Annotated in this window: 16 protein-coding genes; 13 read left to right on the top strand and 3 right to left on the bottom strand. The window is 40.5% G+C overall.

The features are described from left to right. The first annotated feature begins 58 nt into the window (after nt 1-58). Entirely contained in the window at nt 59-898 is an 840-nt protein-coding gene (locus HWX15_RS02325; protein WP_173307440.1) for a thymidylate synthase, read from the top strand. A gap of 50 nt (nt 899-948) precedes the next feature. Here HWX15_RS02325 and HWX15_RS02320 read toward each other — a convergent pair whose 3' ends face one another. After that, nucleotides 949-1119, bottom strand: a complete 171-nt coding sequence (locus tag HWX15_RS02320) for a DUF3042 family protein (RefSeq protein WP_001051780.1) — start codon at nt 1117-1119, stop codon at nt 949-951. Between the two features lie 120 nt (nt 1120-1239). Between HWX15_RS02320 and miaA the strand changes: the two genes are divergently transcribed. Genes miaA through HWX15_RS02295 form a run of 5 tightly spaced genes read left to right on the top strand, consistent with a single transcriptional unit; the run spans nt 1240 to nt 5691 of the window. Continuing rightward, nucleotides 1240-2124 (top strand): tRNA (adenosine(37)-N6)-dimethylallyltransferase MiaA, encoded by an 885-nt coding sequence (miaA, locus tag HWX15_RS02315; protein ID WP_175880150.1) that lies wholly within the window; start codon nt 1240-1242, stop codon nt 2122-2124. Then, on the top strand, nt 2117-3355 hold the full coding sequence (gene hflX / locus HWX15_RS02310; RefSeq protein WP_175880149.1) for a GTPase HflX: 1239 nt from the start codon (nt 2117-2119) through the stop codon (nt 3353-3355). The genes miaA and hflX overlap by 8 nt, the downstream gene beginning before the upstream one ends. Continuing rightward, nucleotides 3348-3971 carry a hypothetical protein gene (locus tag HWX15_RS02305; protein ID WP_000129710.1) on the top strand — a complete coding sequence of 208 codons (624 nt, stop codon included), beginning with the start codon at nt 3348-3350 and terminating at the stop codon, nt 3969-3971. The genes hflX and HWX15_RS02305 overlap by 8 nt, the downstream gene beginning before the upstream one ends. Before the next feature lie 14 nt (nt 3972-3985). Continuing rightward, the gene (rnz, locus tag HWX15_RS02300; RefSeq protein WP_175880148.1) at nt 3986-4915 is read left to right on the top strand and encodes a ribonuclease Z; all 930 of its coding nucleotides are present in this window, start codon (nt 3986-3988) and stop codon (nt 4913-4915) included. A gap of 20 nt (nt 4916-4935) precedes the next feature. Continuing rightward, complete coding sequence (locus HWX15_RS02295; RefSeq protein WP_175880147.1) at nt 4936-5691, top strand: SDR family NAD(P)-dependent oxidoreductase; 756 nt, start codon at nt 4936-4938, stop codon at nt 5689-5691. A gap of 53 nt (nt 5692-5744) precedes the next feature. Here HWX15_RS02295 and HWX15_RS02290 read toward each other — a convergent pair whose 3' ends face one another. Next, nucleotides 5745-6653: a LysR family transcriptional regulator gene (locus HWX15_RS02290; protein WP_001222592.1), complete on the bottom strand. Its 909-nt coding sequence runs from the start codon at nt 6651-6653 to the stop codon at nt 5745-5747. Between the two features lie 708 nt (nt 6654-7361). Here HWX15_RS02290 and HWX15_RS02280 point away from each other — a divergent pair. The 7 genes from HWX15_RS02280 (at nt 7362) to HWX15_RS02250 (ending at nt 13291) form a co-directional block, all read left to right on the top strand. After that, the gene (locus tag HWX15_RS02280; RefSeq protein ID WP_004256158.1) at nt 7362-7469 is read left to right on the top strand and encodes a QVPTGV class sortase B protein-sorting domain-containing protein; all 108 of its coding nucleotides are present in this window, start codon (nt 7362-7364) and stop codon (nt 7467-7469) included. Nucleotides 7470-7599: 130 nt separating this feature from the next. Beyond that, on the top strand, nt 7600-8334 hold the full coding sequence (locus HWX15_RS02275; protein ID WP_050242521.1) for an ABC transporter ATP-binding protein: 735 nt from the start codon (nt 7600-7602) through the stop codon (nt 8332-8334). Nucleotides 8335-8343: 9 nt separating this feature from the next. After that, nucleotides 8344-10359 (top strand): FtsX-like permease family protein, encoded by a 2016-nt coding sequence (locus tag HWX15_RS02270; protein ID WP_175880146.1) that lies wholly within the window; start codon nt 8344-8346, stop codon nt 10357-10359. Between the two features lie 80 nt (nt 10360-10439). After that, complete coding sequence (locus HWX15_RS02265) at nt 10440-12014, top strand: sensor histidine kinase (protein ID WP_175880145.1); 1575 nt, start codon at nt 10440-10442, stop codon at nt 12012-12014. Then, entirely contained in the window at nt 11995-12591 is a 597-nt protein-coding gene (locus HWX15_RS02260) for a response regulator transcription factor (protein ID WP_173277806.1), read from the top strand. Before HWX15_RS02265 ends, HWX15_RS02260 begins: the two co-directional genes overlap by 20 nt. Before the next feature lie 47 nt (nt 12592-12638). Beyond that, complete coding sequence (locus HWX15_RS02255) at nt 12639-12908, top strand: YqgQ family protein (protein WP_049539509.1); 270 nt, start codon at nt 12639-12641, stop codon at nt 12906-12908. Then, nucleotides 12908-13291: a rhodanese-like domain-containing protein gene (locus HWX15_RS02250; protein WP_000259257.1), complete on the top strand. Its 384-nt coding sequence runs from the start codon at nt 12908-12910 to the stop codon at nt 13289-13291. The genes HWX15_RS02255 and HWX15_RS02250 overlap by 1 nt, the downstream gene beginning before the upstream one ends. A gap of 33 nt (nt 13292-13324) precedes the next feature. Here the strand turns inward: HWX15_RS02250 and HWX15_RS02245 are convergent, their stop codons facing one another. Then, nucleotides 13325-14050 (bottom strand): 16S rRNA pseudouridine(516) synthase, encoded by a 726-nt coding sequence (locus tag HWX15_RS02245; protein WP_175880144.1) that lies wholly within the window; start codon nt 14048-14050, stop codon nt 13325-13327. Nucleotides 14051-14168: the final 118 nt, after the last annotated feature.

Below are 14168 nucleotides of genomic sequence, written 5' to 3'. Positions count from 1 at the left end.
TTTCCTCCTTTCTTTTTTTATGCTATACTAGTTAGGACAATAAATGAGGTGAGAGAGAATGACAAAAGCAGATACGATTTTTAAAGAAAATATTGAACGAATCCTCAAAGACGGTGTCTTTTCAGAGCAAGCACGTCCTAAGTATAAGGATGGGACAGTTGCCAACTCCAAGTATGTAACGGGTGCATTTGCCGAGTATGACTTGGCCAAGGGGGAATTCCCCATCACAACCTTGCGTCCCATTGCCATCAAATCAGCTATCAAAGAAGTTCTCTGGATCTACCAAGACCAGTCAAATAGCTTAGAAGTGCTTAATGACAAGTACAATGTTCACTACTGGAATGACTGGGAAGTGGGAGATACGGGAACTATTGGTGAGCGTTACGGGGCGGTCGTTAAGAAACACGACATTATCAATAAGCTTCTCAAACAGTTGGAAGCCAACCCTTGGAACCGTCGCAATATTATTTCGCTCTGGGATTACCAGGCTTTCGAAGAAACAGATGGGCTGCTCCCATGCGCCTTTCAGACCATGTTTGATGTCCGCCGTGTAGATGGAGAAATCTATCTGGATGCGACCTTGACCCAGCGCTCCAATGATATGCTAGTGGCCCACCACATCAATGCTATGCAGTATGTGGCTCTTCAAATGATGATTGCCAAGCATTTTGGCTGGAAGGTTGGGAAGTTCTTCTATTTTATCAACAACCTTCATATCTATGATAATCAATTTGAACAAGCTCAGGAATTGCTCCGTCGTGAGCCATCAAACTGCCAACCACGCTTGGTTTTAAATGTTCCTGATGGGACTAGTTTCTTTGATATTAAAGCAGAAGATTTTGAGTTGGTGGATTATGACCCTGTCAAGCCACAGTTGAAGTTTGACCTAGCTATTTAAAAGAATAGAAAAAAGAAGTTGAGACAATAAATCCCAACTTCTTTTGTTTTTTAACGTGATACGCGGCGACGAGCTGCTTTTTTACGGTTTTCTTCGATGAAAGCTGCTTTTTGCTCTTCTGGTTCGATTACTTTCTTTTTAAATGCGTATACTGCACCTGCAACGGCAGCGACAGTTCCTGCGACACCTGTTACAAGACCTTTAGCGAATCCTTTAGCCATGAGTCTTCCTCCTTTATATTCTCAATCAGCCAGCCTCCTCAAGAGGTCACATTTTTCTGACTGACCTTTTTGTGTTATAATAATAGTAACGAAAAAATGGGAATTTTTCAAGGAAAAAAGATGAAAACAAAAATAATTGTGATTGTTGGACCGACTGCTGTTGGAAAAACAGCCCTTGCCATTGAAGTGGCCAAGCGTTTTAATGGCGAAGTGGTTAGTGGAGATAGCCAGCAAGTCTATCGAGAACTTGATATTGGGACGGCTAAGGCTAGTCCAGAAGAGCAGGCAGCTGTTCCCCATCATTTAATCGATGTTAGAGAGGTAACCGAGTCTTACTCGGCTTTTGATTTTGTTTCAGAAGCTAAGATGGCTATTGAGGATATTCACAGCCGTGGCAAGCTAGCCATTATAGCCGGTGGGACTGGGCTTTATATCCAGAGCTTGCTAGAAGGTTATCACCTGGGTGGGGAGACTCCCCATGAGGAGATTTTGGACTATCGAGCTAGTTTGGAGCCATATTCAGATGAGGAATTAGCTCATCTGGTGGCGCAAGCAGGTCTTGAGATTCCCCAGTTTAATCGTCGTCGTGCAATACGTGCCTTGGAAATTGCCCATTTTGGTCAGGATTTGGAAAATCAAGAGACCTTGTATGAACCACTGATTATCTGCTTGGATGATGAGCGCAGTCAATTATATGAACGAATCAATCATCGAGTGGATTTGATGTTTGAAGCTGGACTTCTAGACGAAGCCAAGTGGCTCTTTGACCATTATCCAGATGTGCAGGCTGCTAAAGGAATTGGCTACAAGGAACTCTTTCCTTACTTCCGTGGAGAGCAATCCTTGGAAGAAGTCAGTGAGAGCCTCAAACAGGCGACCCGTCGTTTTGCCAAACGTCAGCTGACCTGGTTCCGTAATCGCATGCAGGTGACCTTTTATCAGATTGGAGAAGCTGGTGTGCAAGACCGCATTTTAAGCCAGATAGAGGAGTTTTTAGATGATTGAAATGGAGAAAAAAGAGGAACGGGTCTTGTTGATTGGTGTGGAATTGCAGGGCATGGACAATTTTGACCTCTCTATGGAAGAATTGGCCAGTCTAGCCAAGACAGCTGGGGCAGTCGTTGTAGATAGCTACAGACAAAAACGTGAAAAGTATGACTCAAAGACCTTCGTAGGCTCTGGTAAGTTGGAAGAGATTGCGCTTATGGTGGATGCAGAAGAAATCACCACTGTCATCGTCAACAACCGTCTGACACCAAGGCAGAATGTCAATTTAGAGGAAGTTCTGGGTGTTAAGGTCATTGACCGTATGCAGTTGATTTTAGATATCTTTGCCATGCGGGCTCGAAGCCATGAAGGGAAGCTCCAAGTTCACCTAGCCCAGCTCAAATACCTCTTGCCTCGTTTGGTTGGTCAGGGGATTATGCTCAGTCGTCAGGCTGGGGGAATTGGTTCCCGTGGACCTGGTGAAAGCCAGCTGGAGCTGAACCGTCGTAGTGTTCGCAATCAAATCACGGATATCGAGCGCCAGCTCAAGGTGGTTGAGAAAAATCGGGCGACTGTCAGAGAAAAACGTTTGGAGTCAAGCACCTTTAAGATTGGTTTGATTGGTTATACCAATGCTGGGAAATCAACCATCATGAACACCTTGACCAGTAAGACCCAGTATGAAGCTGACGAGCTCTTTGCGACTCTGGATGCGACGACTAAGAGTATCCATCTAGGGGGCAATCTCCAAGTAACTTTGACAGATACAGTTGGCTTTATTCAAGATTTGCCGACTGAATTGGTGTCCAGTTTCAAGTCGACCTTGGAAGAAAGCAAGCATGTGGATCTTCTGGTTCATGTTATCGATGCCAGCAATCCTTACCACGAAGAGCATGAAAAAACGGTCCTCTCCATCATGAAAGACTTGGACATGAAGGATATTCCTCGCCTGACACTTTATAATAAAGCGGATTTGGTGGAAGATTTTACGCCTACCCAAACGCCCTACGCCCTCATTTCTGCCAAGGCTGAGGATAGTCGTGAGAATTTGCAGGCACTATTTTTAGAAAAAATCAAGGATATTTTTGAGACCTTTACCCTGCGCGTGCCTTTTTCTAAGTCCTACAAGATTCATGATTTAGAAAGTGTTGCGATTTTGGAAGAACGTGATTATCAGGAAGACGGCGAAGTGATTACAGGCTACATTTCTGAGAAAAACAAATGGAGGTTAGAAGAATTTTATGACTGATATCAAAACGTTGGCTCTAAAGTATGGAGGTTATACAAGTCTGGATAAGGTATATCTGGATCAGCTTCTAGCTGGCAAGACAGAGCAGGAGCAGTTGGCTCTCATCACACCTCCGCCTAGCGTGGTCAATGCTTACTTTGCAGAACTTTACCAAAAAAAGAGTCCTCAAGCTGCAACCGATTATTTTGCGGAACTCAGTCAGGAACTGAATCTTTACAATACTGAGCCAAGTTTCACCTTAGAAAACAAGCCCTTTATTCGCCTAAACCTGTCTGGTAAATCCTTTGGTTTTTGTTATGAAAGTGAGGGACTGGGTCGGATTTTCTCTGAAAATGAAGAGGTAATCTCAGATGACTTGTTCTTTGAAATTGCGCAAATTTTCCCCCATCAACTAGTCTTTGAAGAATCTGGCAAGATTTACATGAAGGCTGTTGGAGATGAGGAAGTTGTTAGCATGGAGAGTCTAACAGCTTTGACTGATTTGGAAAGCTTGGCTGATGGTCGCAAGCGTCTTAAAGGTTACAGCCAAGAGGATTTACTGCAAGAAGCTGCTGCTTTTTCTGGCAAGCGCTATTTCCGATCGGAAAACCGCACAGCCATGTTATATATTGATTAATTAGAAAGTATCGAATGGATATTCAATTTTTAGGAACGGGGGCAGGTCAGCCCTCTAAAGCCCGCAACGTTTCAAGTCTCGCCCTGAAACTCTTGGACGAGATTAACGAAGTTTGGCTCTTTGACTGTGGAGAAGGTACGCAAAATCGCATTCTAGAAACCACGATTCGACCACGTAAGGTCAGCAAAATTTTTATCACCCACCTGCATGGAGACCACATCTTTGGCTTACCAGGTTTCCTTTCAAGCCGTGCCTTTCAGGCTAATGAAGAGCAGACAGATTTGGAAATCTATGGACCGCAAGGAATCAAATCATTTGTCTTAACCAGCCTTCGTGTGTCAGGTTCGCGCCTGCCTTACCGCATTCATTTTCATGAGTTTGACCAAGATTCTCTAGGAAAAATCCTTGAGACCGATAAATTCACGGTGTATGCAGAGGAGCTGGATCATACTATTTTCTGTGTTGGCTATCGTGTCATTCAAAAGGACTTGGAAGGAACGCTGGATGCTGAAAAACTCAAGGCAGCTGGTGTCCCATTTGGCCCACTTTTTGGGAAAATCAAAAACGGTCAGGATGTTGTTTTGGAAGACGGAACTGAAATCAAGGCAGCAGACTATATCTCAGCTCCACGTCCAGGTAAAATTATCACTATTTTAGGAGACACTCGAAAAACGGATGCCAGTGTGCGTCTGGCTGTCAATGCCGATGTCCTAGTCCATGAATCGACTTATGGCAAGGGTGATGAAATAATTGCTCGTAACCATGGCCACTCTACTAACATGCAAGCTGCACAAGTAGCAGTAGAAGCAGGTGCCAAACGCCTCTTACTTAACCACATCAGTGCTCGTTTTCTATCAAAAGATATCAGCAAGCTCAAAAAAGACGCTGCTAGTGTTTTTGAAAATGTCCATGTGGTCAAAGACTTGGAAGAAGTGGAAATCTAAAAGCTTGAGAAAGGAACAGTATGCCTACTATTCTCATTACCGGAGCTAGCGGTGGTCTAGCCCAAGAAATAGTCAAACTTTTACCTGAAGACCAACTCATCTTGCTTGGTCGAAATAAGGAAAAATTAGCCCAACTCTACGGAAACCATCCCCATGCAGAATTGATTGAAATCGATATTACCGATGATTCAGCCTTAGAAACTCTGGTAGCAGACCTCTATCTCCGTTATGGCAAGATTGATGTCTTGATAAACAACGCTGGTTACGGGATTTTTGAGGAATTTGACCAGATTTCCGACCAAGATATTCATCAGATGTTCGAGGTCAATACCTTTGCCCTAATGAATCTGTCTCGTCGCCTTGCGGCTCGAATGAAGGAAAGTCGAAAAGGCCATATCATCAATATCGTCAGCATGGCAGGTTTAATCGCTACTGGCAAGTCCAGTCTCTACTCAGCGACCAAGTTTGCGGCCATTGGTTTTTCAAATGCTTTGCGCCTTGAACTCATGTCCTACGGTGTTTATGTAACGACGGTTAATCCAGGACCAATCCGCACTGGATTTTTTGACCAAGCGGACCCAGATGGAACTTATCTCAAGTCGGTTGAACGCTTCCTGCTAGAGTCAGATGCAGTGGCTAAAAAGATTGTTAAGATTATAGGAAAAAACAAACGAGAACTCAATCTTCCTGTCTTGTTGAACCTAGCCCATAAGTTTTATACTCTCTTTCCCAAGCTAGCTGATAAGTTGGCAGGGGAAACTTTTAATTATAAGTAAAAAGAACCAATGCGTAGGTTGTTGCTAGCCTACATATTGGTTCTTATCATTTCTCAACTATCAAACTGGACTTCTTCTAGGAGATAGTCGATAAAGCGTTCGCCCATCTTAGATAGGCTGGTTTTCTCATGCTGGATATAGACCAGTTCAATTGGATCATCAATATCCAGTGGGATAGAAACGATATTGTCTCCGTTGAGGTTGCTGTTCAAAATCCCTGTTGCGATGGTATAACCGTCCAGACCAATCAAGAGATTAAAGAGGGTAGCACGGTCGCTGACTACGATAGATTTCTTGTGGTGTTCTTGAGAAAGAATTTCTTCTGAAAAGTAGAAGGAGTTGTGCGTCCCTTGGTCATAGCTGAGATAAGGGAAGTTTTCTAAATCAGATAGTTTGACCTTGTCTTTTTTTGCCAGAGGATTGGTCTTACTGACAAAGATATGCGGTTGGGCGGTAAAGAGATGATGAGCCAGCAGGTGGTTGTCATCCAGCATTTTTGTTAAAACATCACGGTTGTAGCTGTTCAAAAAGAGAACACCGACCTCACTGCGGAAGTTCTTGACGTCGTCGATAATCTCCCAAGTACGAGTTTCACGAAGGAAAAGCTCGTATTTCTCCATATCGCTTTTCTTGAGCAGAGAGACGAAAGCGTTTACCACAAAGGCATAGTGTTGAGACGAAACGCTAAAGAGTTCACGGTGGGCGACAGGATTTTTATAGCGTTCCTCCAGAAGCTGGGTCTGCTCGACAACCTGACGGGCATAAGAGAGAAACTCCATCCCATCACGGGTCAAGGTGATTCCCTTAGGATTACGAATAAAGATTTCAATGCCCATTTCATTTTCCAAATCTCTCACAGCATTGGAAAGACTCGGCTGAGTGATAAAGAGTTGCTTGGCTGCCTCATTCATGGAGCCAGTTTCGACGATTTTGATAATATAGTGTAATTGTTGAATTCTCATGTTTTTATTGTACCACACTTGCGTCAGAATCGCCAAAGAAGATAGGAAAATCAGGGGGAGTGTGTGGGTCTCTGTAAAGTAGTTAAGAAGAAACTTCTAAATCATTTAGTAAATAAGATTAAAAATTTTTCTCGAAAATAAGAAACTTGCACGATTTACTCATTACTTAGCCAATACTAGAGTTTATACTAGTTATTGTAAAGATGATCATCCAAAAGAAGGAAGGAGGCAACCTTATGGCTAAAAATACAAATCGTTTAGAAATTGATTCTCTAAGTTTTGAGGTTGAAAACCAAGAACTTTCTGGGAAATCAGAAGCTAGTGGTATACAGCTTTTAAAATGACAGTAGCAGGTCTCTGTGGATTGTATTTCACCTATTCCTATGAGTGTACGAGAAATAATGTTCGTTGTTAGATAAAACAAAAGGAAAATTCTAGTGTTTTATTACAAAATATTGACAACATTTTGATTTGGTGTTATATTTACGGGGAGAAATACAAATAAAACGAGATAACTTTGAGATTGATTCTTTGGATTATGGAAATTGATAGCCAAGAATTGGATGGTAAATCTGCTGCTGGGTAGGGTATGGCTGTTAGATTAACAGCACAGGGACGCTGTGCTTGGTGATTGACATATTCTTATGAACGTATTTCGCCAAACGTGCGCTGTGGGTAAAACTCTCTATTTTTTGACAGGAGGATAAAATGGAAGGAATTATTGGAACACTAGAATTCTATGCACCTGTACTGGTCTTAGGAGTTGTTGTCATAGGGATTGTTTACTTTATGAAAAAAAGAAACGATCGCAAATAATCAACATCGACCGATACCTGAAAAAGGCATCGGTTTTTTATAACTTGAATATATTGCACAAAATACTCATGGCAAACCTTGAAAGAAACCGTATAATGAGAGTGTAATAAAGAAACGGAGGAATGAAATAATGAAACAGCTTATTGTGACAGGATTAACGAAAACATTTGGTCAAGGGGATAATATCGTTCATGCTTTATCAGATGTGAACTTGTCCGTTGAAAAAGGAGAATTTCTGGCAATTATGGGGGCAAGTGGTAGTGGAAAAACAACACTTCTCAACTGTATTTCAACGATTGATAAACCAACATCAGGTGAGATTCGATTTGAAGATTTTGACATCATCCATGCCAAGGAAAATGAACTAGCTGACTATCGTGCTAAAAACATTTCCTATATTTTCCAAGCCTACAACTTGGTGGAAACCTTGACGGTCTATGAAAATATCGTTCTACCTCTTCAAATTCAGGGGAAAAATATCAAAAAACATCAGGATAAGATTGTGGAAATTTTGGATAAGTTGGCCATCCAAAACTCAAAAGATAAGTTTCCTAATCAGTTATCAGGTGGTCAGCGACAACGTGTGGCAACTGCTAGAGCCTTGATTGATGATTCTAAACTGATTATCGCAGATGAGCCGACAGGAGCCTTGGACTCTGCCAATTCTGAAAAACTGATGGCACTTTTGCAGGAAATCAATAAAAGTTTTGGTATTACCATTTTACTGGTTACGCATGACCCTGCCGCAGCCAAGTACTCTTCACGGATGGTGCTACTTAGCGATGGAAAGATTATGGATGATTTGGAACGTAACAGCTTATCTAATGAACAGTATTTGCAAGAGATTTACAGCCGTACCAGATAGGAGGAGAGTATGTATCCAAAATTGATTTTACGAAATGTATTTCGAAATTTACAGACCTATACCATCTATTTTTTCAGTCTGACCTTGATTTATAGCTTGCTCTACGCTTTTAATGCTTTACCAAGCCATCCAGTGATGCAAAGTTTATCAGGAGCAAAGGAAATGTTAACGACGGTGATGAGCCAGTACATGGGCTTGCTTTCCTATCTGATTCTATCGGCGATTGCCTTTCTCATTGTTTACGCCACAAATTTTGTGCTGGGACGGCGCAAGAAAGAGCTGGGACTTTATGCAACGCTGGGAATGAAGAAGAAGCAGATTATCCGTACCCTGTTCTTTGAAACCATGCTGGTCAATATCTTTTCTTTGATTCTAGGTTTCTTGCTTGGATTGATCTTACTGGTCATTCTATCTAAGGTTGCATCTGAGTTTTTTATGGCCAATTACTTTGGTAGTCTGCTTTTCTTTGATAGCAAGTCTGTCATCTTACTAGTTTATTCCTATTTGGTCACCAGTTTTATTGTTGGTGTCATGGACATTCTTACCTTTAGAAAGCAAAATATCATTGCACTCATTCAAGAAAATGGGGTCAAGAAATCTGTCTTGGCAAAAGGCAAGCCAGTTCTTCAAGCACTTCTCTTTATTCTTTCGACAGCTGTTATCGGTTTTGGTGCTCTCTATTTTTCAGACTATCACCATCTATCATTCTTGAAAAGCTGGGGTATCTTGCTGGTATCTGTCTTCGTGATTTTTGTGATTTTATTTTACAATACCTTGAGCCATTTTATCTTGGTCTCCCTTAGAAAACTGCCTCAAACCTACTATAACAAACTAAACACTTTTAAAATCCGTCAATTTTCAAAACAAGCTGATAGTAATTCGGTCACGTTGGCTGTCTTATCCTTGACCTTGACACTGGCTATCAGCTTACTCGTTTTTAGTGGTAGTGCCTATACGACTATGAACCGAGAGCTGAACAAATACTCACCTTATGATGTAACTGTCAATCTCTACCGTGGTAAAGAGTTTCAATTTTCTCAGGAATCTGTCAAAGACAGATTGAAAGCAGATGGATTTGACTTTAACCTCATCAAAGAGGAGTACAGCTATCCTATCTATTCTAGTGATTTAACCTATAAAGATTTGATTGATACTAGCAATCTCTGGGAGCATGATAAGAAACTTCCTGAATCAAAAGTACCGATTTTAGGAATTTCTGCCTACAATCATCTCCGCAAACTGCAAGGGAAAAAAGCGGTTGACTTGGCAGAAGACCAATTTCTAGTCAATGCCAATTATAAAGGAACTGCCAAGCAGATCCAGGACTTTCTATCAACGACCAAAACCTTCATGATTAACGGTCATTCTCTCAACCTTGCCTCTTCAAAGCCACTTGAAACAGTTTACTTTTTATCTTCAGTAACTACAAATGATTCAGGAACCTTGATTGTACCAGATAAGGTAGTAGTTGGATTGACGGAAGACCACACGACCTATGTTGCCAATTTCAAAGAAAACATTGACAAACGGGAAGTAGAAACATTCTTGAGTCAGTGGATTGAAAAATACTACTTCACTCGTGATGGAGAAGAGTTGAATTCGTTCGTCTATCAAACGAAAGGAAGAATTTTTGAGATTTATCTTGGATTTATGGGCGTCATTGTCTTTGTCATGATTTTTGTCAGTGTTATTTTTATCATTATTTCCCTCAGTATCTTGTCTCTTCAAACTTCTACAAGTGCTTTGGATAGTGTTAATGATTATCAAATCTTATACCTTCTTGGTAATAAGAGAAAGCAAAATCGCTTTATTCTTTTGCAACAGATTCTAAGTTATTTCTTGGTTCCGCTGCTTATCGCAGGTCCGCTAGCACTTGCCTTGAGTACCGCTCTTTTGGGCTATTTTGAGAACTTCGCTAATACCAGCATTTCTATAGATATCACCTATCTGGGAGTAGCGGTCTTACTCTTTGTCCTTTACCTGCTAGTGACTTATAGAGTAAGTTGGCAAATTATTGAAAATTAAGTCAAATACCAGAGTTGCCAATCCGACAATTCTGGTATTGTGTTATAATGATATTAAAGTAGTTCAGGAAGTGGATACATATGAAACAGTTTGTCAAATCGCTCTCGAAAAACTCACTTTTATTGTGGTGGTTGACGATTTTTAATCATCTAGCTTTAATGATTTATATTCATTATAGGATTCCTCTGGACTTTTCGACAGATTTTTCCTTGCAGATGGTTTTATTGCTGATTATTGCATTCATTGCATTTAGTTATATTTGTAATATTGTGACCTTTCGCTATAGTGAGTTGAAACTTTGGTTGCTTCTGATGATGTTTCTCATTAGCTGGCAATCCATATTTAATCAAGGAGTCGCGAGCACCCTATTGCACTTTTTTGATATTCTTCATCCGCTCAACTCTTTTTTATTGGTGTATAGTTCTCTGTCTATTATCTTTCTGGGAGAGAAAATAGGAAAAGAACTGTTGAGTGTGTCCTTTGTGTTGACACTAATCACCATTAGTTCGTATCTGTTAAGTCCTTCAATTTTTCTATTTCTGTCCTTGTTTGCGTCTTTCTTTTTAAACCTTGTTCCCTTGATTTTACTGATTTTATATCATAAAGAGTTGAAAAGTAAACTCAAGTATCAGAGACGAAATTTGTGGATATTAGCTTTAATATTGCCTCTTTCTTATTTCTTTTTGTATATCAATACGAGGGGCTCAGGAGTGATGAACCTAGTCTGGTATCTGGAAATTGTTGGCATTTTAGCTTTTTTACACTTCAAAACAATTATCAGCTCTCTTCAAAAAAAGGTATCAGAGTTAAAATTGTCCTATATAAAAGCTTTTTCACGCTTGTTTTTACTGGTTCTGTTTTTGTTGGTAGGCATTTTCATCATCTTTCATTTAGACTTAAACACGAGCTTTTTGGTCTTGAATATCGTGTTACTATTGTTCGGGATTTGTTCGGAAGAATTGATTTGCCTCTTTCGTTCTGCTGAGATGCTAGATGCTAGGGATTATGTAAAAGTTCTCTTTTTAAAGCGTAACCGTATGGTGAAAAGTCTGCTGGCAAATGAAGATACAGAACAACAGTTCTCCGAATTTCTTCACAATGAAATCCTGCAAAATGTGATGGCAATAAAAAATTTCAATAAATATAGTAGCAATCAAGCTTTTGGTGAACAGATCAATCTGGTAACAGAGGAGTTGGTTCAGCGGATTCGTGAGCGGATGGATTATTATCAGCCAATGGTAGAAACAGACGAGCAGTTAGACATCCAGTATCAAGGGCTGATTAATCGGATTGTCAAGCGTTATCACGCAGAAAATGAAGTCGTTACACACTTTCCTGTCCACTTTAGGCTTTTATCTCCTTACGATAAAATTGCCTATCGTCTGGTTGAGGAGTTGGCGACCAATGCCGTTAAGTACGCTAGTGGTGGAAGGATTTCTTTGAAGATTGATATGCATGATGACGCTCTTTTTATCATTTCTGAAAATGACTGCCTTCAAACAGAAAAATCCTTAGGTTATGGCTTGAAAAATATGTCTAATAAAATTAGTGTTTTAGGTGGTCAAATGCAGATTTTTGAAAATAATAAGAGATTTCGTGTAGAAATTACTCTCCCGATTGATAAGGAGTTGTGTTATGAAAATTTTGTTAATTGATGATCATAAATTATTTAGCCAAAGTATCAAGATGATTTTAGAGTTATCGGAAAACATTAAAAAGGTCCAGTTAGTGGATAATTTTTCGACTATTTCGGAGATTGCTTTTAATGACTACGACATTATTTTGATTGACATCAACCTGACGAGTCTGTATCAAGCTGATGGGCTGACCTTGGCACAAGAGATTATCGACAATGGTTGTTCTAGTAAGGTTGTGATTTTGACAGGTTACAGTAAAAAAATGTATGAACACCGAGCTAAAGTTATGGGGGCTTATGGCTTTCTGGACAAAAGTATGGATCCAGATGAGTTGGAGAAAAAACTGGAAAAGATTTATCTAGGTGGTAAGGTCTTTTCAGATGAAGTGATGGTAGAGGTGCTAACACCACGAGAAATCGAGATACTAGAACTGGTTAGAAATGGCTTGACCATTGATGATGTCTGTGACAAGGTCTATGTGAGTAAACGTACAGTTTCCAATCATTTGGCCAATATCTTTTCAAAATTGGGAGTTACTAACAGGCAGGAGGCGATTCACATCGCTGAGCAGTTGGGCTATTTTCCACCAGATTAAAAAGCTGCAGAAGATGTAGCTTTTTTAATTTCTGTGCTACTTCTTGTGTGGGTCTCTTCTTGAAAAAAACACAAAATTTTGCTAGAATGAGTCTTATGAAAACATTCTATGATGTGCAGCAATTCCTCAAACGATTTGGTATTATTGTTTACATGGGAAAACGCTTATATGATATTGAACTGATGAAGTTGGAACTCTCACGGATTTACGATGCAGGGTTGATGGACAAATTAGACTATCTAGAAGCAGAAGCGGTTCTTCGCAGAGAGCACAAGGTAGAATTGGATTATATTGAGAAAAATGGAGAAAAGAACTAATGGTTACTTGGATTTTGTGGGCACTTATACTAGCAATGTTGGCGTGGATGGGCTTTAACTATCTTCGTATTCGCCGTGCGGCTAAAATTGTAGACAATGAGGAGTTTGAAGCCTTGATTCGTACGGGTCAATTGATTGATTTGCGCGACCCAGCAGAATTTCACAGAAAACATATCCTTGGGGCCCGCAATATTCCTTCAAGTCAGTTGAAAACTAGTCTTGCAGCTCTTCGTAAGGATAAACCTGTCCTTCTTTATGAAAACCAACGTGCGCAACGAGTTACAAATGCAGCCCTTTACTTGAAAAAACAAGGTTTTTCTGAGATTTATATCCTTTCTTATGGTTTGGATTCTTGGAAAGGGAAAGTCAAAGTTGAGAAATAAGAAAACGAGCTTGGATGTTTCCGAGCTCATTTTTTAACCACTTTTTATGAGAAATTCACGAATGCTTGCTAATTCTTGGGAGTTTAGGGGGCGATAGTCTCCTTCTTGAAGATTGTCATCCAAGCTCCAAGTGCCAAATTGAGTACGTTTGAGGGAGGTCACCTTGACACCAACCGAGAGGAACATTTTCTTAACCTGATGAAATTTTCCTTCTGAAATGGTAATGGAGGCTTGACTGAGGGAAGGACTTGCAGATAGAATCTCTAGTCTTGCAGGTTTACAGACAGTGCCATCTAAAAAGACAATTCCCTTTTGAAAGGCTTGGATATGGTCAGGTGTCAGAAGTCCATTAACCTCAACTTGGTAGGTCTTATCGACATGATACTGAGGATGAAGGAGTTGAAAGCCCAAGGGGCCGTTATCGGTCAAGAGGAGGAGGCCCGTCGTATCTCGATCCAGTCGGCCGACGGCATAGAGCTTGTCAGACTGGATGTCAGGTGATAGCAGGTCCATGACAGTTGGAAGTTGCTTGTCTTTGTTGGCTGTCACGACACCAGCAGGTTTATGTAGCATAAGGTAGGTGTGTTCATAGCCTCGAATGATACGGTCCTGAAAAAGGAGTTCTTGTAGTCCCGTATCGATATTTTGAGCTAGGGAGCGGCCTGGGCAACCATCAACTAGAATTTCCCCTTTGAGTAAGGCTTGCTTCATGGCCTTTCGGCTAACTTTTTCTTGGGCTAATAAATTATCTAAACGCATACTGTGCCTATCTTATCATAAGTCGCTTGCTTTGAAAAGGCTTGACGTGAAAAGAAAAGCATAGTGAAAACATTTACACTTGCTTGAGTTATGTTATTTACCTGAAATTATGGTATAA

The organism is Streptococcus thalassemiae, assembly GCF_903645285.1.
Lineage (GTDB): Bacteria > Bacillota > Bacilli > Lactobacillales > Streptococcaceae > Streptococcus > Streptococcus thalassemiae.
The sequence above is the reverse complement of the archived record's forward strand: the minus strand, read 5'-3'. Positions and strand labels throughout refer to the sequence as shown.